20 protein-coding genes are annotated in these 22,180 nt (G+C 62.0%); 5 read left to right on the top strand and 15 right to left on the bottom strand.

Annotation, left to right across the window (positions count from 1 at the left end; translation table 11 throughout):
* Window positions 1–6: 6 nt before the first annotated feature.
* From BFQ03_RS27810 to BFQ03_RS27800, 3 genes are read right to left on the bottom strand one after another with little or no spacing between them, the layout of a single operon-like run.
* Entirely contained in the window at window positions 7–3,048 is a 3,042-nt protein-coding gene (locus tag BFQ03_RS27810; RefSeq protein ID WP_065944472.1) for an efflux RND transporter permease subunit, read from the bottom strand.
* Window positions 3,045–4,115, bottom strand: a complete 1,071-nt coding sequence (locus BFQ03_RS27805; protein ID WP_065944471.1) for an efflux RND transporter periplasmic adaptor subunit — start codon at window positions 4,113–4,115, stop codon at window positions 3,045–3,047. Before BFQ03_RS27805 ends, BFQ03_RS27810 begins: the two co-directional genes overlap by 4 nt.
* A complete protein-coding gene (locus BFQ03_RS27800) occupies window positions 4,112–5,215 on the bottom strand; it encodes an efflux RND transporter periplasmic adaptor subunit (protein WP_065944470.1) in 1,104 nt (367 codons plus the stop codon). The genes BFQ03_RS27805 and BFQ03_RS27800 overlap by 4 nt, the downstream gene beginning before the upstream one ends.
* Before the next feature lie 164 nt (window positions 5,216–5,379).
* Between BFQ03_RS27800 and BFQ03_RS27795 the strand changes: the two genes are divergently transcribed.
* Entirely contained in the window at window positions 5,380–6,540 is a 1,161-nt protein-coding gene (locus BFQ03_RS27795; protein ID WP_032856560.1) for an AAA family ATPase, read from the top strand.
* Window positions 6,541–6,649: 109 nt separating this feature from the next.
* Here the strand turns inward: BFQ03_RS27795 and BFQ03_RS27790 are convergent, their stop codons facing one another.
* The 11 genes from BFQ03_RS27790 to BFQ03_RS27740 form a co-directional block, all read right to left on the bottom strand.
* Window positions 6,650–7,516, bottom strand: coding sequence for a transporter substrate-binding domain-containing protein (locus tag BFQ03_RS27790; RefSeq protein ID WP_065944469.1), 867 nt, complete (start codon window positions 7,514–7,516; stop codon window positions 6,650–6,652).
* On the bottom strand, window positions 7,513–8,289 hold the full coding sequence (locus BFQ03_RS27785; RefSeq protein WP_065944468.1) for an amino acid ABC transporter ATP-binding protein: 777 nt from the start codon (window positions 8,287–8,289) through the stop codon (window positions 7,513–7,515). The genes BFQ03_RS27790 and BFQ03_RS27785 overlap by 4 nt, the downstream gene beginning before the upstream one ends.
* Window positions 8,286–8,945, bottom strand: a complete 660-nt coding sequence (locus BFQ03_RS27780) for an amino acid ABC transporter permease (RefSeq protein WP_065944467.1) — start codon at window positions 8,943–8,945, stop codon at window positions 8,286–8,288. Before BFQ03_RS27780 ends, BFQ03_RS27785 begins: the two co-directional genes overlap by 4 nt.
* Entirely contained in the window at window positions 8,926–9,591 is a 666-nt protein-coding gene (locus tag BFQ03_RS27775) for an amino acid ABC transporter permease (protein ID WP_065944466.1), read from the bottom strand. Before BFQ03_RS27775 ends, BFQ03_RS27780 begins: the two co-directional genes overlap by 20 nt.
* 514 nt (window positions 9,592–10,105) lie before the next feature.
* Window positions 10,106–10,888, bottom strand: coding sequence for a MetQ/NlpA family ABC transporter substrate-binding protein (locus tag BFQ03_RS27770; protein ID WP_032856555.1), 783 nt, complete (start codon window positions 10,886–10,888; stop codon window positions 10,106–10,108).
* A gap of 151 nt (window positions 10,889–11,039) precedes the next feature.
* Window positions 11,040–11,966: a sigma 54-interacting transcriptional regulator gene (locus tag BFQ03_RS27765; protein WP_065944465.1), complete on the bottom strand. Its 927-nt coding sequence runs from the start codon at window positions 11,964–11,966 to the stop codon at window positions 11,040–11,042.
* A gap of 51 nt (window positions 11,967–12,017) precedes the next feature.
* Window positions 12,018–12,599: an alpha/beta hydrolase gene (locus BFQ03_RS27760; protein ID WP_065944464.1), complete on the bottom strand. Its 582-nt coding sequence runs from the start codon at window positions 12,597–12,599 to the stop codon at window positions 12,018–12,020.
* Window positions 12,600–12,912: 313 nt separating this feature from the next.
* Window positions 12,913–13,314: an ExbD/TolR family protein gene (locus BFQ03_RS27755; protein WP_032856552.1), complete on the bottom strand. Its 402-nt coding sequence runs from the start codon at window positions 13,312–13,314 to the stop codon at window positions 12,913–12,915.
* Between the two features lies 1 nt (window position 13,315).
* Window positions 13,316–14,041: a MotA/TolQ/ExbB proton channel family protein gene (locus tag BFQ03_RS27750; RefSeq protein ID WP_032856551.1), complete on the bottom strand. Its 726-nt coding sequence runs from the start codon at window positions 14,039–14,041 to the stop codon at window positions 13,316–13,318.
* A 42-nt stretch (window positions 14,042–14,083) separates the two neighbouring features.
* Window positions 14,084–14,878: an energy transducer TonB gene (locus BFQ03_RS27745; RefSeq protein ID WP_065944463.1), complete on the bottom strand. Its 795-nt coding sequence runs from the start codon at window positions 14,876–14,878 to the stop codon at window positions 14,084–14,086.
* Between the two features lie 239 nt (window positions 14,879–15,117).
* Window positions 15,118–15,969, bottom strand: coding sequence for a LysR family transcriptional regulator (locus BFQ03_RS27740; protein ID WP_065944462.1), 852 nt, complete (start codon window positions 15,967–15,969; stop codon window positions 15,118–15,120).
* Between the two features lie 172 nt (window positions 15,970–16,141).
* On the opposite strand from BFQ03_RS27740, the gene BFQ03_RS27735 reads away from it, so the two are divergent.
* Genes BFQ03_RS27735 through BFQ03_RS27725 form a run of 3 tightly spaced genes read left to right on the top strand, consistent with a single transcriptional unit; the run spans window position 16,142 to window position 18,361 of the window.
* Complete coding sequence (locus BFQ03_RS27735; RefSeq protein ID WP_223232736.1) at window positions 16,142–16,738, top strand: ankyrin repeat domain-containing protein; 597 nt, start codon at window positions 16,142–16,144, stop codon at window positions 16,736–16,738.
* The gene (locus tag BFQ03_RS27730; protein WP_065944460.1) at window positions 16,735–17,202 is read left to right on the top strand and encodes a nucleoside deaminase; all 468 of its coding nucleotides are present in this window, start codon (window positions 16,735–16,737) and stop codon (window positions 17,200–17,202) included. Before BFQ03_RS27735 ends, BFQ03_RS27730 begins: the two co-directional genes overlap by 4 nt.
* The gene (locus tag BFQ03_RS27725) at window positions 17,189–18,361 is read left to right on the top strand and encodes a CynX/NimT family MFS transporter (protein WP_065944459.1); all 1,173 of its coding nucleotides are present in this window, start codon (window positions 17,189–17,191) and stop codon (window positions 18,359–18,361) included. The genes BFQ03_RS27730 and BFQ03_RS27725 overlap by 14 nt, the downstream gene beginning before the upstream one ends.
* Window positions 18,362–18,701: 340 nt before the next feature.
* On the opposite strand, the gene BFQ03_RS27720 is transcribed toward BFQ03_RS27725, so the two are convergent.
* Complete coding sequence (locus BFQ03_RS27720) at window positions 18,702–21,050, bottom strand: TonB-dependent receptor (RefSeq protein ID WP_065944458.1); 2,349 nt, start codon at window positions 21,048–21,050, stop codon at window positions 18,702–18,704.
* A 155-nt stretch (window positions 21,051–21,205) separates the two neighbouring features.
* Between BFQ03_RS27720 and BFQ03_RS27715 the strand changes: the two genes are divergently transcribed.
* The gene (locus BFQ03_RS27715) at window positions 21,206–22,150 is read left to right on the top strand and encodes a LysR family transcriptional regulator (protein ID WP_032856545.1); all 945 of its coding nucleotides are present in this window, start codon (window positions 21,206–21,208) and stop codon (window positions 22,148–22,150) included.
* The last annotated feature ends 30 nt before the right edge of the window (window positions 22,151–22,180 follow it).

The following is a 22,180-nucleotide window of genomic DNA, read 5'->3' as shown; positions in this document are numbered from 1 at the left end:
CGGTTCCTACGAGGGCTCGCGGATTTTGTACCAGGCCACATACAGCGCCGGCAAAAACAGCAACGTCAGCAAGGTGGCGATGATGATGCCGCCGATCATCGCGTAGGCCATCGGGCCCCAGAACACTTCCCGGGCGATGGGGATCATGCCCAGGCTGGCCGCCGCCGCCGTCAGCAGGATCGGCCGGCGCCGATGCTCGGTGGCCTGCACCACGGCATCCCACGGTGTGTAGCCCTCCGACTCGTAGGCATCGATCTGCGTCACCAGGATCACCGAGTTGCGGATGATGATGCCGATCAGCGCCAGGATCCCCAGGATCGCCACAAAGCCCATGGGCGTACCCGTGGGAATCAGCGCCAGGACCACGCCGATCAGCCCCAGCGGGGCGACGCTGGCGACCAGGAACATCTTCTGCACACTGTGCAACTGGATCATCAGGAAGGTCGCCATCAAAAACAGCATCAACGGCACCACGCTGGCAATCGGGCCCTGGGCCTTGCCGCTTTCCTCCACGGTGCCGCCGGTAGCGACCTTGTAGCCCACCGGCAAACCGGCGCTGAACTTCTCGATCTCAGGCTCAAGCTGCTTGACCAAATCGGTCGGCTGCATCTCGTCGCGCACGGCGGCCTTGATGGTGATGGTCGGCTTGCGATCGCGGCGCCATACCAGCGGCTGCTCCAACTCGTAGCGCACGGTGGCAAAGGCCAGCAACGGGATCGACGTGCCACTCGGCGTGACAATCTGCAGGTTCTGCAAGGTTTCCGGCGTACCGCGCTCAGCGTCTTCGGCACGGCCAACCACGTTGATCAGGTAGATATCATCGTGCACCTGGGTCACAGCCGAGCCGCTGACCACGCTGTTCATCAGTTGCGCCACGTCTTCGGACGACAGCCCGAGCTGGCGCGCCTTGTCCTGGGCGATATCGACCCGCAGCACTTTGCCCGGCTCATTCCAGTCGTAGATGATCTCGCCCAGGTGCGTGTTTTTGTCCAGCAGCGTCGCCAGTTCGATGGCGTGTTTGCGCACCTGGTCGATGTCCTTGCCCGATACCCGGTACTGGATCGGGCGCCCGACCGGCGGGCCCATTTCCAGGGGTTGGACAAAACTGCCGACGCCCACGAAGTCATCACGCAGGCGTTTTTGCAGGCGCTCGATCAACGCACCGCGCTCTTCCAGGCCCTTGCTGACAATCACCAGTTGCGCGTAATACGGGTTCTCCAACTGCTGGTCCAGGGGCAGGTAGAAACGGATCGCGCCCTGGCCGATGTAAGTGCTCCAGCGCGCGATATCCGGGTCGTCCTTGATGATCGCTTCAAGCCGGTCCACGGCCTTGCGGGTTTCGTTGATCGAGGCGTTTTGCGGCAGGTTGAGGTCAACGAGGATTTCCGGGCGATCCGACGACGGGAAAAACTGGTTCTGCACAAACTGCATGGAAAACACCGACGCCACGAACAGCAGCACCGTCAGGCCGATCGCCCACCAGCGATTGCGCATGGCCCACAGCATGCCGCCATTGAATGCCCGGCCAATGCGCCCCGGCTCTTCATTGTGCGGTTTGACCTGGCTGCTGAGGATATGCACGCCAATCACCGGCGCAAACAACACGGCCACCACCCACGACACCAGCATCGCCACGGCAATCACCGCAAACAGGGTAAAGGTGTATTCGCCGGCCGAGCTGGCGTTGAGGCCAATCGGCACAAAGCCGGCCACGGTCACCAGGGTGCCGGTAAGCATCGGGAACGCGGTGGAGGTGTAGGCGTAGGTCGCGGCCTGCTCCAGGGTTTCGCCTTTTTCCAGGCGCGTGATCATCATTTCCACGGTGATCATCGCGTCATCCACCAGCAAGCCCAGGGCGATGATCAACGCGCCCAGCGACACGCGCTGCATGGTGATGCCGCTGTACTCCATAAATACAAATACCAGCGCCAGTACCAGCGGGATCGAGCACGCCACCACCAACCCGGCGCGCAGGCCGAGGCTGATAAAACTCACGACCAGCACGATGATCACCGCCTCGAACAGCGCACTGGTGAAGCCGCCGACCGCTTCTTCCACCACCTCTGCCTGGTCCGACACCTTGTGTACGCCAATGCCCACCGGCAGATCGGCCGTCAGCTCATCCATGCGCTGGTGCAGCGCCTTGCCGAATTCCTGGATGTTGCCGCCCTTCTGCATGGCGATGGCCAGGCCAATGGCTTGCTGGCCGTTGAAACGGAACATCGGCCGCGCCGGGTCGACATAACCCCGGCTGATATCAGCGATATCCGCCAACCGATAGAAACGATCATTGAGCCGCAGATTGACGTCGGCCAGATCCTTTTCCGAGGCGAATTGCCCGGAGGTGCGCACCGAAATCCGCTCCGGCCCGGCCTCGATCACCCCCGCCGGGGTCACCGCGTTCTGCGATTGCAGGCTCTGCACCACTTGGCGCTGGTCAATCCCCAGGGCGGCCAGTTTGCGTGTGGAGAAATTCAGGTAAATCACTTCGTCCTGCTGGCCGATCATCTCGACCTTGCCCAACCCCGGCACCGCACGGATCTCGGCGCGTACCTGCTCGACGTAATCGCGCAACTGGCGCATCGACATGCCATCGGCGGTAAAGGCGTAGACCGAGCCAAACACATCGCCGAACTCGTCGTTGAACGACGGCCCCTGCAAGCCCTGGGGGAAGGCGCCACGGATGTCGTCGATCTTCTTGCGCACCTGGTACCAGATCTCGGGGATCGCCTTGGCGCTGGTGGTGTCCTTGAGGAACACGAAGACCGTGGATTCACCGGGCCGGGTGTAGCTTTTCACATAGTCCAGCGAGTCCAGCTCTTCGAGCTTTTTCTCGATGCGGTCGGTGACCTGCTTGAGGGTTTCTTCCTGGGTCGCGCCCGGCCAGCGGGTCTGGATCACCATGGTCTTGATGGTGAAGGACGGATCTTCTTCACGCCCCAGATTCATGTAGGAAAACACGCCCATCAGCAGCGCGACGAACATCAGGTACCAGACGAAGGACTGATGCTTGAGTGCCCAGTCGGATAAGTTGAAGCTCCCTTTCATCGCGGGCTGTCCTCGTCGGTTTTGACTTTTTGTCCGGGCTTGAGGCTGTTGACGCCGGCGCTGACCACGCGCTCGCCAGGCTGCACCCCGCCGTTGAGCACCACATGGCTGGCATCGCGACTGACCAGGGTCACCTCACGGGGCTGCACGCTCTGTTGTTGTGTATCGATGACCCAGATGCGGGTCTTGCCCTCGACATCCTGCACCGCGCTGGCGGGCAGTTCGATGCGCGGGGCGATGGCCGAGCTCAGGGTCACGCTGATCGCCGTGCCCAAGCGGAACGCCGCGGGCGTCTGGGCCAGGGTCAGGCGCGCACGACGGGTACGGGTTGCGCTTTGCGCCTGGGGCTCGATCTCGCGCACGGTGGCGGTGGTGTTGATGCCGGGATCCAACTGGCTGGCCACCACAAACACTACGTCGACCGGCAGGCGTTCGGCGAGGCCGGCGGGCAGGTCGATCACCGCCTCCTTGATATCCGGGCGGGCCAGCGTCACCACTTGTTGGCCGGCACTCACCACTTGGCCGGCTTCGGCATTCCAGGCCGTGACGATGCCGCCGTGGTCGGTGCGTAACTCGGCGTAGTTGAGCTGATCCCTGGCCTGGTCCACCGACGCCTTGGCCTGATCGAGGGAGGCCTGGGTGGTTTTCAGGTCGGTCTGGGCAACGTCCAGTTGTGCCTGGGCGCCAACACCACGGTTGAACAACTCCTGCTGGCGGCGCGCATTGGCCTGGGCATTGATAAATTGCGCCTGGATTCGCGCCAGGTCGCCCTGGGCGGCGCGCAACTGGTTCTGCTGGTCAGTGGGGTCGAGCACTGCCAACAAGGCGCCTTTTTCGACTTCGGCGCCCACATCGACCGCGCGCCGCGCAATGCGCCCTGGCACCCGGAAGCCCAGGTTGCTTTCATAGCGCGCCTGGATACTGCCGGCAAAGCGCCCGAGGTGGGCCTGGTCTTCGGCTTTCACCTCGACCCAAAGCACCGGGCGCACAGGCTCCGGCGCCGGTTCTTCCTTGGAGCAGGCGATCAGCAACAGGCTGCCGGCAAGGACCAACGTCAGGCGCTTCATGGCTGCACCCCCTTGGCCTGGGCCTGATCCGGCGCCTGGGCGATCTCCACCAACATGCCTGGGTGCAGCAATTGCCCACCGGCCACCACGACTTTTTCGCCGCCCCTGAGGCCATCGCTGATGATCACCTTGCCGGTCAGGTAGCGCGCGACAGTGACCTTGTGCAGTTGCGCCTTGCCGTCACCATCCACCAACCAAACGGCGGGCTCGCTGAGATCCTTGGTCAGTGCCGCCCAAGGCAGTTCGATGCTGGCCTTGGCTTGCCCGTTGGCGGTGGCGCTGACCACCGAGCCCAGTTGCATGCCCTTGGGCAAGGCATCCAGGGCGATCTTCACCTGCACCGTGCCGCTGTTGGCCGCAACGGCCGGGGTCACTTCACGCACCCGGCCCACGGCCTTGATGCTCGGGTTATCCAACAGGTTGACGGTGATCGGCGCATCCGGCGGTGGCTCCGCCAGCAGTGATTCGTAGACGTTGAACACCGCGTCGCGCTCGCCGTCACGGGCCAGGCTGAAAATCGGCACGGTGGCCTGCACCACCTGGCCGACTTCGGCCTGGCGCGCGGTAATCACCCCCGGTGCCTCGGCGATCAATGCGGTGTAGCCCAGTTGTTCGCGGGCATTGGCCAGTTGAGCCTGCGCGGCGGCCAGGGCACTTTGACTGCTACGCAGCGCGGCCTGGGCAGCGTCGTATTCGCTGCGGCTGGTGTAGCCCTTGGGCAGGAGTTTTTCCTGGCGCACAAAAGCCGCCGCAGTCTGTTTGACCCGCGCCTGTTCCGCCACCACCTGGGCCTGGGCGGAATCGACATTGGTCTGCAAATCCTTGGGATCGAGCCTGGCCAGCACTTGCCGGGCCGTCACGCGGTCGCCGACATCGACCATGCGCTGGATAATCTTGCCACCGACGCGAAATGACAAATCGGTCTGCACCCGCGCCTGGATATCCCCGGTGAGGGTCACCGCCGCCGCAAATTCGGTGGGCTGCACGGTTTGCACAAACACCCTGGAATGGGCCTTGGCTTCAGGTTTTTCCTGGCCACAGCCGCTCAGCAATGCCAGCAGGGCAACGCCACAAATAACGGTTGAAGTGGGACCGCCCATGCAGACTCCTTTTGCGTGATACCGACGTGCCAGTGTGTATGCGACTGTGAGCTTAGTTCAGGGTTCCGCCTTCGCCTATGTGAATTACATGGCGTCGGTTGATCGCCGGCAAGCCGGCTCCTACAGGGTAAGATGGCGGTCTACACAGGCCGGGAACGCCCTTGATGCTGAAAACCTTAGCGGTGGCCAATTACCGCTCGATCAATAAATTGGTGGTACCGCTGGATCGGCTGAACCTGATCACCGGCCCCAATGGCAGCGGCAAATCCAACCTGTACCGCGCCTTGCGCCTGTTGGCGGAAACCGCCCAGGGCGGTGTGATCAATGCCCTGGCCCGCGAAGGTGGACTGGATTCAACCTTCTGGGCCGGCCCAGAAAATATCAGCCGACGCATGCTCAATGGCGAAGTCGCCGTGCAACTGAGCGTACGCAGTGGCGCCAAGCGCCTGCGCCTGGGGTTTGCCGGGGAGGATTTCAGCTACGCGATCTCCCTGGGCTTGCCAGAACCCAGCGCGTCATATTTTTCCCTGGACCCCGAGATCAAGAAAGAATGCATCTGGGCCGGCCATGTCTATCGCCCGGCCAGTCTGTTGGTGCAGCGCTCCGGGCCGATGGTCCGTGCCCGTGCCGGCCGCGCCTGGGATGTACTGGCCCAGCACACGCCCAACTACCACAGCCTGTTTGATCAAGTCGGCAGCCTGCGCGGCTCGCCGGAGGTGCTGATGCTGCGCGAAAGCATTCGCGGCTGGCGCTTTTATGATCACTTTCGCAGCGACGCCGATGCACCCGTGCGCCAGCCGCAGTTGGGCACGCACACACCGGTCCTGCATCACGACGGCCGTGACCTGGCGGCGGCGCTACAGACCATCCGCGAAATCGGCGATCCCGAAGCCTTGCAACAGGCGGTGAGCGATGCGTTTCCCGGCGCGCGTTTGCATATCGAGCCATTGCGCGGCGGACGTTTTGCCATTGAGTTCTATCAGGAAGGACTGCTGCGGCCACTGTCGGCGGCGGAGCTATCGGACGGCACCTTGCGCTACCTGCTGCTGATCGCCGCGCTGCTGACGCCGCGCCCGCCAACGATGATGGTGCTCAACGAGCCGGAAACCAGCCTGCACCCGGATCTACTGCCGGCCTTGGCGCGCCTGATTATCCAGGCATCCAAGCACTGCCAGGTGTGGGTGGTGTCCCATGCCAGCCGCTTGATCGCAGCGTTGCAGCAGGATGAGGGGTGCAATTCGATTGTGTTGGAGAAGGTGCTGGGGCAGACGCAGATTGTGGGGCAGCGGGTGCTGGATGAGCCGGCTTGGCATTGGCCTCAGTAGGCGGCGCCTGTACTGCCGCCATCGCGGGCAAGCCCGCTCCCACATTTGGAATGCATTCTCCTGTGGAAGCTGGCTTGCCTGCGATAGCGGTGGATCATTCAGCGCAGATTCAACCCTGCCACTTACCGCCTTCAACAATCACACTCTCAGGCTTGGTGTCATCGCTCAGTTCTTTACGCACGTACTGGTCATACAGCTTGAGCAAGAACTTCTCTTCACCCAACTTCGCCAACTCGGCATTCACCCAGTCGCGCAGTTCGATATTGCCCTTCTTCACCGCCGGCGCAATCGGCGCTTCATCGCCCAGTTTTTCTTCCAGCACGCGGTAGCCCGGGTTCTGCTTGGCCCAGCTGAACAGCACCAGGTTGTCCTGGGCATAGGCATCGCCACGCCCGGCCGACAGCGCTTGCAACGACTCGGAGTTTTTTTCGAACTTGAGCAGTTTCCAGTCCGGGTGGTTCTTGGTCAGCCAGATATCGGCGGTGGTGCCGGTGGTGACGATGGTGGTGCGGGTCGCCAGGTCGTCGAGGCTTTTCACCGTGCTGTCGTTAGGCACCAGAGCCTGGACCGCGACTTTCAGGTTGGGGTTGGTGAACTCCACCGCTTCCTTGCGCTCCGGGGTCACGGTCATGTTGGCGAGGATCAGGTCGACCTTGTCGCTCTGCAGGAACGGGATGCGGCTGGCCGGCTCCACGGCCACGAACTCGACCTTGTTTTCGTCGCCCAGCAGGTCCTTGGCAAACTGGCGGCCGATATCGGTATCAAAGCCCACATAGCGCCCGGCTTCATCGACAAAGCCAAACGGCGGTTTATCGGTGAACACGCCGACGATCAGCTTGTCGCGGGCCTTGATCTTGTCGATATAGCTCACCGCCGCCGGCTCGGCAGCGGCGGGTTTGGCCGGTTCTTCAGTTTTGTTGCAGCCGGCCAGTAAGGCGAGGCCGAGCAGCGGCAGTAACAACTTGGCAGTTTTCATGACAGCTCCAGTTCCTTGATTTTCTTGGGCAGTGTTGAAACAAAGGAGAACTTCTCCAGGAACTGCTGCGCGCGTGCGGTCTGCGGGTTCGTAAAGAATGCCTCGGGGGTGTTGTGTTCGAGGATGCGGCCGGCCTCCATAAACACCACGCGGTCGGCGACGGCGCGGGCGAAGGCCATCTCATGGGTGACGATCAGCAGGGTCATGCCATCGCGCGCCAGGTCCTGGATCACCTCCAGCACTTCCTTGACCATTTCCGGGTCAAGGGCGGCGGTGACTTCATCAAACAGCATGACCTGGGGGTTCATGCACAACGAGCGGACGATGGCGATGCGTTGCTGCTGACCACCAGACAACTGACGCGGGAACGCATCGCGCTTGTCGGCGAGCCCTACCCGCTCCAGCAGTTTTTCCGCCTGCTCACGGGCTTCGCGGGGTTCGCGTTTTTGCACTTTCAGCGGGCCCAGCAGGATGTTGTCGAGCACGCTCATATGGGGAAACAGGTGATAACTCTGGAACACCATGCCCACATCCTGGCGCACCTGGCGCCAGTCGGTGTGTTTATCCAGTAGCTCTTTGCCGGCAAACCGCAGGCTGCCGCTGTGGGCCACTTCCAGGCCATTGAGGCAGCGCAGCAAGGTGCTTTTACCGCAGCCGCTGGGGCCGAGGATTACCACCACTTCACCGCTTTGCACGCTCAGGTCGATGCCGTTGAGCACCTGCTGTTCGCCAAAGAACTTGTTGAAACCCTGGAACTCGATCAATGCGCTCATGCTTGGGCCCAGCGCCGTTCCAGCACCTTGGAGGCGGCTGACAACGGGTAGCAGATAAAGAAGAAAAACAGGAACAGCGCGCCGTAGATCAACACCGACTCATAGGTGCGCTCGATGATTTGCTGGCCGACCTTGATCACGTCCACCACGCCGATCAGCACTGCCAGGGAACTGGTCTTGATGATCCGCGTGTAGACGTTGATGGTCGGCGGCGTCATGCGCTTGAGCGCCTGGGGCAACAGCACGTAGCCGTAGAGCTGCGGCGCCGACAAGCCAATCGACAGGCCCGCCTCCCGCTGCCCGCGCGGCAGCGAATGCAAGGCGCCACGCACCACTTCACCCACTTCACTGGCGCCCCACAACGACAGCACCAGCACCGCGCACCAGAAACTGGGGATGCTCAGGCCGGTGAAAATCGGCAGGCCAAAGAACAGCAGATACAGCCACACCAGCACCGGAATCGCGCGGAACAACTCCAGGTAAATACGCAGCAGCAGGTTGATCGCGCGCACATTCAAGGTGCGCAGCACCCCATACAACACCCCGCCAACCGTGCTGAAGGCGATGCTCAAAAAGGAAATCGACAGGGTTTGCGCGGCCCCCTTGCCCAGTTGCGGCAACGACACCCACAACAACTCAAGACCCGAACTGGCCATGCTGGAGCCTCCTTTCCAGGCGGCTGAGCAACAGCGACAGCGGCAAGAACAACAGCACGCAAATCAGCGTGAGCACGGCGAGCATGTCGTAAGTCTTGTAGTAGAGGGCGATGTAGCTTTTGGTGGTGTAGAGAATCTCCGGCACTGCCACTGCCGAGACCACCGTGGTCTCCTTGAGCAGGAAAATGAAATTGGCAAACAGCGCCGGCAGGCTGAGGATCCCGGCCTGGGGCAGGATCACATGGCGCAGCAGTTGCCAGTCGGACAGACCGATGGACTTGCCCGACTCGATCTGCGCCAGCGGCACCGCTTCCACCCCGGCACGCAGCACTTCAGTGAGGTAGGCACCGCCGAGGAAGGTCATGGTGATGATCGCCGCCCAGAACCCGGAGATATTGAAGCCCAGGGCCGGCAGGGCGAAGTACACGAAGAACAGCTGGATCAGCAGCGGCGTGTTACGCGCCAACTCCACGTACAGCGCCACCAGGCGCGACAGGTACGGGGTGCGAAACACCAGCAAGGCCGAGTTGATCAGCGCCACCAGCAGCGAGGTGGCAATGGCGATCAAACCCACTTGCAAGGTCACCCCCACGGCCTTGAGAAACGCCGGCAGGGTGCTGAGGATAAAGGCGTAATCGAAGGTCATTTCTAGTCCTGGGCGCCACAGGGGTAATGCGGCGTAAACGCAGTCCGGTTCGACGTGGGTAACGTCGCGAAGCGCTGACTTTAAAGGTATAAAAAATAAAATTTAAATACCGAAATAGCATATTGATATCACCCAAAAAACTAACCTGTGGGTTCGCCGGGTTGGCAGATGACAGCTATGGTTCTGGGGCGTGTAGGAAGGGTCTATTTTTCAGCGCTGAACGACAGGGATGGACAGCGCATGGCCAGACTGAGGGCCATTTAACCAGCGAGGGAATGACAGATGAGCGAGGCGAAACCGATTGATCCGCAGGAATTGGTGAAGTGGTTGGTGGCGTTGCGCCGGGCGATCAACAGCCGGGATTTGCAGGCATAACACCCACCCATGTGGGAGCGGGCTTGCTCGCGAAAGCGGTGGCTCAGTCAACAGAGATAGTGACTGCACCACCGCATTCGCGAGCAAGCCCGCTCCCACATGATGTTCAGCGTTCAAACCTTGAAGGGGGTTTGCTCAATCAGAACGCCGGCACCACCGCGCCTTTGTACTTCTGCTCGATGAAGGCTTTGACTTCAGGGCTGGTCAGGGCCTTGGACAGTTTCTGGATGGCGGCACTGTCCTTGTTGTCTGGACGGGCTACCAGGAAGTTCACGTACGGCGAATCGGACGATTCAATGATCAGCGCATCCTTGGCCGGGTTCAGGCCGGCTTCCAGGGCGTAGTTGGTGTTGATCATGTCCAGGTCAACCTGGTCCAGGACGCGCGGCAGCAGGGCCGACTCCAGTTCCTTGAACTTCAGGTTCTTCGGGTTGCTGGCGATGTCTTTTGGCGTGGACAGGGCATTGGTCGGGTCTTTGAGGGTAATCACACCGGCCTTCTGCAGCAGCAACAGGGCACGACCGCTATTGGAGCCTTCGTTGGGAATGGCAACAGTGGCGCCATCTTTCAGGTCTTCGATTTTCTTGATCTTTTTCGAGTAGCCGCCGAACGGTTCAACGTGCACGCCAACCACGGTGACCAGGTTGGTGCCTTTACCCTTGTTGAAGTTCTGCAGGTACGGCAGGGTCTGGAAGTAGTTGGCGTCCAGGCGCTTCTCGGCCACTTGCACGTTCGGCTGCACGTAGTCGGTGAAGACCTTGATTTCCAGGTCCACGCCTTCTTTGGCCAGGGTCGGCTTGATCAGCTCAAGGATCTCGGCGTGCGGCACCGGCGTGGCCGCGATCACCAGTTTTTCGTTAGCTTGAGCGATACCGGCAGTCAGGGCAGCCGCCAGTGCGGTGAACAACAGAACCTTTTTCATGCAGTGTCCTTAATCGAAAATCCGGGACGTCGGTGACGGCCACTTCTTATAGGGGAGTGCCAGCGATGTGCTATCGCGGCGTGAAAGTGACAATACCGATATTTTTTATTCCCGAACAATACCTTTTATTCACGTTGATATTCCATTTCGTTCATACAGAGCCTAAGCCTTGAAACAGACGCGTCAACGCTATGCGCTCGACTTCGTTGCCGCTGCTCAGGATCTGGCGCACCTGCTGCTCAATCTGTACCACCGAGGCCACCGGCAGGTTCAAATGCTCCGGCAAGATCTCATCGCCACTGCTGACCAGCAGCGCAAAGTGGATCACGTTCTCCAGTTCCCGGGTATTGCCCGGCCAGCTGTGCTGCTCCAGCACCTGCTGCGCGGCCTCGCTGATCAACGGCACCGGCAAGTCCAGGCGCTGGCTGTAGATGCCCAGGAAGTACTCGGCCAACGACAGGATGTCACCCACCCGCTCGCGCAGCGCCGGCAGTTCCAGTTGGCCTTCGCTGAGGTAATGGAACAGGCGCTCATGGAATTTTCCGACCGCCACGGCCTGGGCCAGGTCGATGCTGGTGGCGGCAACCAGACGCACATCCACCGGGCTCGGTTGATGGGCGCCGACGCGGGTGACTTCGTGGTTTTCCAGGGCGGCGAGCAGCTTGATCTGGATCGGCAACGGCAAGTCGCCGATCTCATCGAGGTACAAGGTGCCGCCGTTGGCCGAGCCGAACCAGCCAGCCCGGCTGCTGGCGGCGCCGTTGTGGCTGCCGGCGGCATAGCCAAACAATTCGGCATCGGCGTAGGTAGGGCTGATCGCGCCGCAGTTGACCGAAACAAACAGGCCGCTGCGGTCACTGCCGCGATGGATATGGCGCGCCAGCAATTCCTTGCCGCTACCGGTTTCGCCACGAATCAACACCGGCAAGGCACGCGGGGCCAGGCTTTCGAGGTCTTCGCGCAGTTGCCTTGAACGGGGGTCGACAAACACCAGCGCCTTGGCGCGAATGCTCAGGGGGCTTTTTTCAGCGTCGGGGAAGGTCAGCAGTGGCTGGCCAAAGGTTTCATGCAGGCTCATGGCAGGCTCCCGCCCCAATTCCACTCATAGGGACGGGGCGTTGAAAAGATATTAGGCGCGGCGCCGGGAGTGATGCTCCAGACGGTTTTGCAGACGATAGAGGTAGGCGAAACCCTGCTCCCAGCGCTGGTGGCCGGACTTCACGTTGATATGCCCGGCGCCTGCGAGAATCCCGGCTTCCGCCCCCCAGTGACGCGCCAGTTCCAGGGCCCGAGGGGCGCTGACTGCACTGTCGTTGTCGGAGCTGACGACCTGGCTGGGAAACGGCAACAGGTCACGGGGAATCGGTGCAAAGTTGCGCAATGCCGGCGCACATGCGGGGCGCTCGACATCCGCCGGGGCCACCAGCAAGGCACCACGCACCTGGCGCAGGAACTGCAACGGCGCGCTGGCCGCCCAGTGCGCCACGGTGATGCAACCCAGGCTATGGGCGATAAGGATCACCGGAGTGCTGTCGGCCGCAATGGCTTCGGCCAAGGCCGCCACCCAATCTTCGCGGCGTGGGGTCAGCCAGTCGGCCTGCTCCACGCGAGCGCTGTTGGGCAGGCTGTTCTGCCAATGGGTTTGCCAATGATCTTCTGGCGATCCTTGCCAGCCCGGCACGATCAGGTAACGGATCAACTCGCTGTGCATGGGTGTGCCCTCCTGCAGCGTTTAACGTTGCTGACCAGTATAGGGATGGGGCATATATTCGTTAAGGAATAAGAAGCTATTTATTAATAACCAAAAACACAGCCACATCGATCAAATAATGTGGGGGCGGGCTTGCTCGCGAAAGCAGTGGGTCAGGCAACATCAATGCTTGCTGGGCCGACGTCTTCGCGAGCAAGCCCGCTCCCACATGAGCTCACTCCCATAATTTTTTGTGCCGTAACTTAAATCCCAGGCAAAAAAAAGGCCGCACCCTGCCAAGGAGACGGCCAAAAAATTGTCGAGGCTTTTGACACTAACGCGCAGTAATCACCGACAGCTTGGTAATCCCCGCTCGCTCAATCGACGCCATGGCCCGAGCCACTTCGCCATAGTTCACGCCATCGTCAGCCTGCAGCTGTACCCGCACCTGCGGGTCCTTCGCCTTGGCGGCCTGCAGGTTGAATTCCAGCAGGTCCGGCTGGATTTCATCCTTGTTGATAAACACTTTGCCGGCGCCGTCGATGCTCACCACCAGCGGGTCTTTCTGCTCCACCGGGGCCACGGCTTCGGTCTTGGGCAGGTTGATCGGGATCGCATTGGTCAGCAGTGGGGCGGTGACGATAAACACCACCAGCAGTACCAGCATCACATCCACCAGGGGCGTGACGTTGATCTCACTCAGTACCTCGTCGCTGTCTTGGGTGGAGAAGGCCATATCAGGACGCCTCCTTCACTTTTTGCGCGCTGCCCTGGGCGGTGTTTTTGTGCAGCGCCGGGTGGACCAGCACGCGGAACGCATTTTTCTGCGCCAGGCTGTAGAAGTCATGGGCGAAGTCATCCAGGTCGGCAGCGGTCAGCTTCAGGCGACGCAGGAAGTAGTTGTAGACCAGCACTGCCGGCACGGCGACGGCGATCCCCACACCAGTCGCGACCAACGCCGCGCCAATCGGACCGGCCACGGTTTCGAGGCTGGCGGAGCCGGCGGCGCTGATGCCTTTCAACGCTTCCATGATCCCCCACACCGTGCCGAACAGACCAATAAACGGCGAAGTACTGCCGATGCTCGCGACCACCGCCAGGCCGGTTTCCAGGGAGCGCCGTTCACGCACGATCTGCTGGCGCAGGGCACGTTCCAGGCGGTCCTGATGGTTGATCGCCTGGCTCAAGTCTGCGGCGTGCGGTGCATCGCCCACCTGGATCGCGGCGTAACCGGCCTGGGCCACACGAGCGGCAGCGCCGGGGTGGGTTTCGCTCAGCTCGGCGGCCGAATCCAGGCTCGACGCCGCCCAGAACTGTTTGTGGAACTTGCGATCCTGAGCCTTGAGGCGGCCGAACTGCACGCCCTTGAGCAGGGCCAGGCCCCAGGTGGCGACGGAAAAAACCACCAGCAGCCAGATCACCGCGCTTTCGATGGATTCAAGTGGAGATGCCAGTAACGTCATGATGTGGTCCTCGGTGTAAGCGATAAAGTGTCGAGCACAGGCTCAATGAATCTTGAAATCGATGGGCACGCTGACCCAGCCGTCTTGCGCCACGTCGCCCTGCTTGGCCGGGACGAAGCTCCAGCGCTTCACGGCGGTCAGTGCGGCGTCGTCGAGTTGCTGGCGACCGCTGCTCTTGTGCACCTGGATTTCACCGGGCTTGCCGCTGGCCAATACATGCACCCGCAGCAACACCGTGCCTTCCCAACCACGGCGCTGGGCCAGTGAGGGATACTCGGGCGCCGGGTTCTTCAGGTACGCGGCGTTGGCCGAAGCTGGGGTTACCGGCGCGAGCGCAGGGGGTGCCGGCTTGGGTGCGGGCGGTGCAGGCACAGGCGGCGCAGGTGGCTGTTCGACCGGCTTGGGTTCGGGCTTGGGCACCGGTTTGGGCTTGGGCTTTGGAATCGGCTTGGGTGGCGCCGGCTTGGCCGCCAACTCATCCACCACAGGTGGCGGTGGTTCCACGACCGCAGGCGGCGGTACAGGCGGTGGCGGCTCCACCACCGGCGGCGCCGGCTGGGAAAACTCGATGGTCATCGGTGGAATTTCCGGCGGCACAATCGGCAGCACCGGCAGCGGTTTCTGGCTGACCCAATAGATCACCGCGCCATGCAGCGCCAGCGCCAGCAGGCCCAACAAAATGCCTTCACGCCGGCTCAAGATCCCCTTGGGGGTTTTCTGCAAACGCAACTGCCCCAAGGGCGCGCGGTGCGGCCGGCCAAGGTCGACCAACTCACCACTCGGTGCCTGGCGCCACTGCGCCTCATGTGCACTGGCGGCGGTCTGGACATTGCCCATTGATTAACTCCCTGCTTTCTTCAGCGAAAAAACCGACGGGCCTGCGGGGCAACCGTCGAGAGCTGAATCATCGGGGGCAGACGCTTATCTCTTAAAGTAATCTTTAAAGTTATACATAGACCAAACGGGAATATGAAAAATCATCGGATCCGCTAAAGCCACGCCCCACGTGGCCTGGCGGCGAGAGGCAAAATCATGATGCTTTGCAGGCATGCAAAATATTCCTCAAGGGCATGGCCTCAGCGCGGGTTGGCCTCGCATAAATCCCACAATTGACGCTGCAGGCTCTGCCCCGCCGCCCCCATCCCATTGCGCCCATACAGCGCCAGCCGCACGCCCTGTACTGCGGGTAAACCGCTGTCGGCGCCGAGCACCACATGCCCGGCCTGCACCACCCGCTCCGGCAACAGGCTGATGCCCAACCCCGCCGCCACCGCCGAACACACACTGGCCAGGCTCGCACTGGAATAGCCAATGCGCCAACGCCAGCCACCCACCTCCAGGTGCTGGAGCATTTCATTGCGGTACAGGCCGCCCACCGGGAACGCCACCAACGGCAATGGGTCGCGGCCCAGGGCTGGCATGCGGCGGCTGTCGACCCAGCACAATGGCTCCGGCCAGGAGGCCAGGCAGTCGTCGCTGTCGCCCATCTGCTTGACCAGCAACACATCGAACTCACCGCCGCGATACTGGCGCAGCAGCGCCGGCCCCAGGCCGCTGGTGACCTCCAGGCGCACCCGTGGATAGGCCACGACAAACGCCGAAAGCAACGGCATCAAGCGCTCGGCGGCGAAGTCTTCAGGCACGCCCAGGCGCAGCACGCCATCGCTCTGCTGGTTGATCAGCACGTCGGCGGCTTCTTCATTGAGCGCCAGGATGCGCCGCGCATAGGCCAGCAAGCGCTCACCCTCGACCGTCGCCACCACCCGGCGCTGGTCGCGGTCAAGCAACTGGCATCCGGTGCTGTCTTCCAGACGGCGGATCTGCTGGCTGACCGTGGATTGAGTCAGGTGCAACCGCTCGGCCGCACGAGTGAAGTTCGCGCAATCGACGACGGCGATAAAACTGCGCAACAGCACGGGATCGAACATGGGCATCACCATCGTATTAGCCACTGGTTGGCATGGTTATATTTAATTTCAGAATACCCCAGCCGGTGGCCATACTTCCTGCTCATTGCACTGAAACGAGGTTCTCATGGCATGGCGTATTCCTTTCAAAGCGGCCGTTCTGACGCTGGGTTTGATAGTGGCAAGTAGCACTATGGCTGCCGAAAAAAGCCTGCTCGATGCCGTACGCGCCGGGCAGTTGCCCCAGGTCGAGCAACTGCTGGCCAAGGGCGCCGATCGGGATGCCCGCGCCATCGACGGCAGCACTCCATTGTTACTGGCCACCGAGGCCAATCGCGTCGATATCGCCCGCGTCCTGATCGAGGCCGGGGCCGACGTGAACCGCAAGAACCTGATGCAAGACAGCCCTTACCTGCTGGCCGGTGCCAGCGGCCACACTGAAATCCTGGCCATGACCCTGGCCCATGGCGCCGACCTCAAGAGCACCAATCGCTACGGCGGCACCGCCCTTATTCCAGCATGTGAACGTGGGCACGTGCAGACTGTGCGCCTGTTGATCGATGCCGGCGTCGACGTCAACCATGTCAACCGCCTGGGCTGGACCGGCCTGATGGAGGCCATCGTGCTTTCGGACGGCGGGCCGCCGCACCAGCAGATCGTCGCCCTGTTGATCGCCGCGGGCGCCGACGTGAACCTGCCTGATCGCAACGGCGTCAGCCCGCTGCAACAGGCGCAAAAACGTGGCCAGGTTGCCATCGCCAAACTTCTGAAAGAAGCAGGTGCCCAATGAGCCCACAGCACGATCAAACCTGGCTGCAACGTGCCGTCGCCCTGGCGCAGGGCAACGTGGCCCGCGGCGGACGGCCGTTTGGCGCAGTCCTGGTCAAGGAGGGTGAAGTGCGGGCGGAAGCGGTCAACGAGATTCACCTCAGCCAGGACCCTACCGCCCACGCCGAGATGCTCGCCATTCGCACGGCCAGCCAAACCCTCGGCACCAGCCTTGAGGGCTGCGTGATCTACGCCAGCGGCCAACCGTGCCCGATGTGCCTGGGGGCAATGTACTTGTGTGGTGTGTCCCGCGTGGTGTTTGCCGCGAGCAATGAAATGGCGGCGCCTTTCGGTCTGTCGACTGCGGCGATTTACCAGCAAGTGGCGCTACCGCTGGCCGCGCAGAAACTGCCCGTACAGCACCTGCCACAAGCGGCAATGCAAACGCTTTATGCGCACTGGAAGGCTTTGCATGACGCTCAATAAATCCCTCGCCGGCTGGGGCCTGCTGGTGGTGCTGGGCCTGAACCTGCGGCCGATTCTCAGCTCGATCAGCCCATTGCTCGGGGAAATCCGCCTGGCTACCGGCCTGAGTTTCCAGAGCAGTGCCTTGCTCACCAGCCTGCCGGTGGTGTGCATGGGGTTGGTGGCGCTGGTGGGCATCCGGGTCGAAGCGCAGTTGGGCGAACGACGCGGGATCGCCCTGGGTTTGATGATGATTCTGCTGGCGTGCCTGGCGCGCTGGCTGCTGGCACAGGCGCCCGCATTGCTGGCCACGGCGCTGCTGGGCGGGGCTGGCGTGGCGCTGATCCAGGCGCTGGTGCCGGCGATGATCAAGCGTCAGTTTCACCAGCGGGTGCCGCTGGCGATGGGGGTGTATTCGGCCTCGTTGATGGGTGGCGGTGGTTTGGCGGCGCTGCTCAGCCCGCTGGTCGCCAGCCATTTCCAGCACTGGCAGGCCGGCCTGGGCATCTGGCTGCTGCCGGCGCTCGGCGCTTTGTTGCTGTGGGCATGGCTACCGTTAGGCGCGGCGAAAAACCTACAGGTGACGGCGCCGCTCCAAGGCCTGCGCAATCGCCGCGCCTGGTTACTGGCGCTGTATTTCGGCCTGGTGAACTGCGGGTATATGAGCATGGTGGCGTGGCTGCCGGCGTACTACCAGCAACTGGGTTGGGGCGTGCTGCCCAGCGGCTCGCTGCTGGCGTTCATGACGATTTTCCAGGTGATTGCCGCGCTGTTGATGCCGGCGCTGGCGCAACGCGGCATCGATCGCCGGCCCTTGCTGACCATCAGCTTGCTGGCTCAGACCGTGGGTTACCTCGGCCTGCTGTTGGCGCCGCTGCAATACCCACACCTGTGGGTGGCGCTGGTCGGCTTCGGCCTGGGGGCGTGCTTTGCCCTGAGCCTGCTGCTGACCCTGGACCATCGCCGCGACCCGCGCGAAGCCGGGCAACTGGCGGCATTCGTACAAGGCGTGGGCTTCTTGATCAATGCCGTGTCGCCATGGATGACCGGCTGGCTGCGCGAACTCACCGGCAGTTTTGTCAGCGCCTGGGTGGTGCTGACCGTGACGGTGATTGCGATGCTGGTGGTGACCCGGGTGTTCAGCCCGGCCACCTACCGCACCGCCGCAGTCCCCACCTAGAAAACGGCTTGCTGATTTTTGTAGGAGCGAGCTTGCTCGCGAAAAGCGTTAACGATAACGCGCAGAACCAGGTTAACCGCGTCGTCTGGGCGTTCTTCGCGAGCAAGCTCGCTCCTACAGGGGATCGGTGGCTAGAAGTCGTAGCGCCCGGGGTGCCCAGCAGCCCTTCATAGCCACCGTTTACCGCAGCGCCGCCGTCCCCACCTAGAAAACGGCTTGCTGATTTTTTGTAGGAGCGAGCTTGCTCGCGAAAAACGTTAACGATAACGCGCAGAATCAGGTTAACCGTGTTGTCTGGGCGTTCTTCGCGAGCAAGCTCGCTCCTACAGGTGATCGGTGGCTAGAAGTCGTAGCGCCCGGTCACGCCCAGGGTGCGCGGGGTGCCCAGCAGCCCTTCATAGCCACCGTTGCCGCCTGTCCACAGGGTGGTGTAGTAGGTTTTGTCGAAGGCGTTTTTCAGCCACAACGACACATCCCACTGGCCCTGCTGGAAGTCGCCACGCAAACCCGTGGACAGGTTGACCAGCCCATAACCGGGAATCTGCCCATAGTCCGAATCCTCGACCGTGCCCACCGCCTTCGAGCGATAGGCATAGCTGGCGGTGACATAGGGTTCGAAGCCGTTGTCCAGGTTCCACTTGTACTCACCGTTGGCGTTGGCAATCCACTTCGAGGCGCCTACCACTTGATGCCCGCTGAGGTCGCACGAGGCCGGTGCGCCTGGGCGCAGGCTGACTTCCGGTGGGCATGGCGCATCTTTGTACGACAGGTAACGCACGTCGTTGAACGAGCCATTGATATTCAGCGTCAGCCCCCGGATCGGCACCAGGGTGCTTTCCAACTCGACCCCACGGGAGCGTACGGAACCGGCGTTGGTCAGGTACTGCACGCGGTTGCCGGCATCGTAGGCGTTGGTCTGATATCCGTTGACCTGGGTCCAGAACAGGTTGGCATTAAGTTGCAGGCGGCGGTCCCACAGCGTGCTTTTAAAACCCAGTTCGGCGTTGTTGGCACGCTCGGTACCAATCAACAGTGAGTCCGCACCAGCGGTCGGTGCAGAGCCCACCACCAGGTTGACCCCGCCGGACTTCTCGCCATGGGACAAGGTCGCATAGCCCAGCAGGTCATCGCTGAAACGGTAGCTGAGGTTCAGTAAACCGGAGGGGCTGGTGCTGTACTGGCTGAGATCACCGGAATCGTAGGCACCGGCACGACCACGGCGTGCGGTAGCCGCCGCGCCGGCTACCGTTGCACCACCCTCTGGCGCGTTGCGGCTGACCCAGGCACTTTTTTCTTCATAGGTACCGCGCAGGCCAGCAGTGAAATCCAGGCGTTCGGTCAGGTGCCAGGTCCCTTGGGCGAACAAGGCAAAACTGTCGGTGCGGATATGCCCATTGCCAATGCTGGTGACATTGCTCAAGGCCCCTGTCGGCGTGCCGTTCCAGATATCAGCCTGGGGCCCGTAATAGGCGAAGGATTTATTGTCCAAGTCAGAGCCGAAGTAGTAGGCCCCGAGCACGTAATCGAAGAAGCCACCGGTCGGTGACGCCAGCCGGAACTCCTGGGACCACTGCTTATCTTCCACCGACACGCCAGCGTTATAGGACGCCGGCACGTTGAGGCCGTCGTCGTTGCGCGGGGTGAAATTCCACCAGCGATAGGCACTGACCGACGTCAGGGTGAAGTCGCTGGGCAGGGTCCAATTGGCCTCAAGGGACGTCCCGCCCTGGAACACCGTGACACGCTGGTCGTTGTCTAGGTTGACCTTGCGGTGGGAACCGTTGACCAGGGTCGCCCCGGCCGCCCGCGCCCTGGACTCATATTGGTTGACGCCATTGATGGTCGGCCCGGTGCTGTACAACACACGGGTGCCGGCGCTGGAAGCTTCTTCGTTGTAGTCGCCGATCCAGCGCAGGTTGAATGCCTCGTTGGGCTTGTACAGCAACTGCCCGCGAAAGCCCTGGCGTGAACCACCATTGAGATCGTGACCGTTGTATTCGTTCTTGATATCGCCATCGCTGCGCGTGCGATAGGCGGAAAAACGCCCGGCCAGTTCATCGTTGAGCGGCCCGGAAATCGTGCCCTTGGTCTGGAAGTAACCGTCCTCGCCCACTGAGGTTTCGATGCTGCGCTCCGGGGTAAAACTTGGCGCGCGGGTGCTGATATTGATGACCCCGGCCGTGGTGTTCTTGCCGAACAACGTACCTTGCGGGCCGCGCAACACCTCAAGCTGCTCGATGTCCATCAGGTCAAACACCGCCATGCCCGGGCGCCCGAGGTACACGTTGTCGATGTACAGGCCGACGCTGCCCTCCAGGCCGTCACTGGCCGGGTTATTGCCCAGCCCGCGAATCGACACGCTGGATTGACGCGCATGCATGTAGGCGACGTTGACGCTGGGCACCAGCTGTTGCAGATCCTGGATCCGATAAATTCGCTGACTCTCCAGGGCCTGCCCACCCACCACACTCATGGGCGTGGGCACGTCCTGGGCGCTTTCGGTGCGTCGGCGTGCAGTCACGGTGACCGTCTCCAGTTGCCCACTGGCGCTCTCGCCCTTGCTCGCGGGTGCTGGCGCTTCAGCCGCCTGGCTCGGTGACCAACTGGCACTGCCCGCCAGCAATAACGCCAGGGGTAGGCGCTTGAGCCGCCAGGCAGAGGACGGTACAGCAGGCTTCGACACACTCATGAGCGGCTCCGGAATCGAGGAATATGCACAATCACATATTCTTTAAAGTTATTTATTTATGTTTTTACAAGCTTTTACTGCATAAGAGATAGCCTTTATAAGGAGTCGACCTAATGCATAGCCAATGCATTTCCCCGATATTTTTAATGTGAAAAATGCATATCGATCTGCGCCAACTCCGCCACTTCATCGCCCTCGCCGAACAACGCAGCTTTGTCGCCGCCGCGGCCACGGTGAACCTGTCGCAATCGGCCTTCAGCCGCAGCATCCAGGCCCTGGAACACAGCGCCGGGTGCCAGTTGGTGGATCGCGGGCGCAAGGACCTGGCCCCGACCAAACAAGGCCAGGTGCTGCTTGAACATGCGCGGCGGCTGGTCAGCGGTGCCCAGCAGTTGGCCAACGAGATCAGCCAGTTCAATGGCCTGGAAGCCGGCGAGCTGCGCTTTGGTTGCGGCCCCGCACCGGCCTCCGGGTTGGTGCCACGGGCCATCGGCAGTTTTATCGGGCGCTACCCCAAGGCACGGGTGCAGTTCCAGGTGGACGACTGGCAAAGCCTGGGCAAGCGCCTGCTCAGTGAAGAGTTCGAGTTTTTCGTCGCCGACACCCGCCACTTCGAAGCCAACCCGGACTACCAGACCTACCGCCTGCGCCCGCGAAAGTGGCACTTCTGCTGCCGCAGCGGCCATCCGTTGGCCCAGCAGGAAACTGTCAGCGCTGCCGAGCTGATGAGTTATCCCCTGGCCGTGACCATCCGCCCGCCGAACCTGCGCAAGGTCATCGTCGACCTCAGCGGCCGCCCCGACTACACGCCCAATGTCGAGTGCGAGAACGGCTACAGCCTGCTGGGCGTGGTGCTGCGTTCCGACGCCATCGGCATCGTCAGCGCCAACAGCGATGCGCTGCACCTGACCCGGGGCGAGCTTGTGCGGTTGACGATCGAGGGGTTGGCCGAGGACCTGGAGGAGCGCTACACCCGCTATGGCATCGTCAGCCGCGCCGGGTATCGATTGTCACCGTTGGCCGAGGCAATGATCGAGCAGATCAAGCAGGTGGATGAGCAGGATGACGAGGTGTGCTCGCTGGAGAACTTTGCGGTCTGAGCCACCGCTATCGCAGGCAAGCCATGCACC

This window comes from Pseudomonas sp. 25 R 14 (genome assembly GCF_900004755.1).
Classification (GTDB): Bacteria; Pseudomonadota; Gammaproteobacteria; order Pseudomonadales; family Pseudomonadaceae; genus Aquipseudomonas; species Aquipseudomonas brenneri.
Note: the sequence above shows the minus strand (reverse complement) of the source record. Positions and strands in the feature narration are given on the sequence as shown.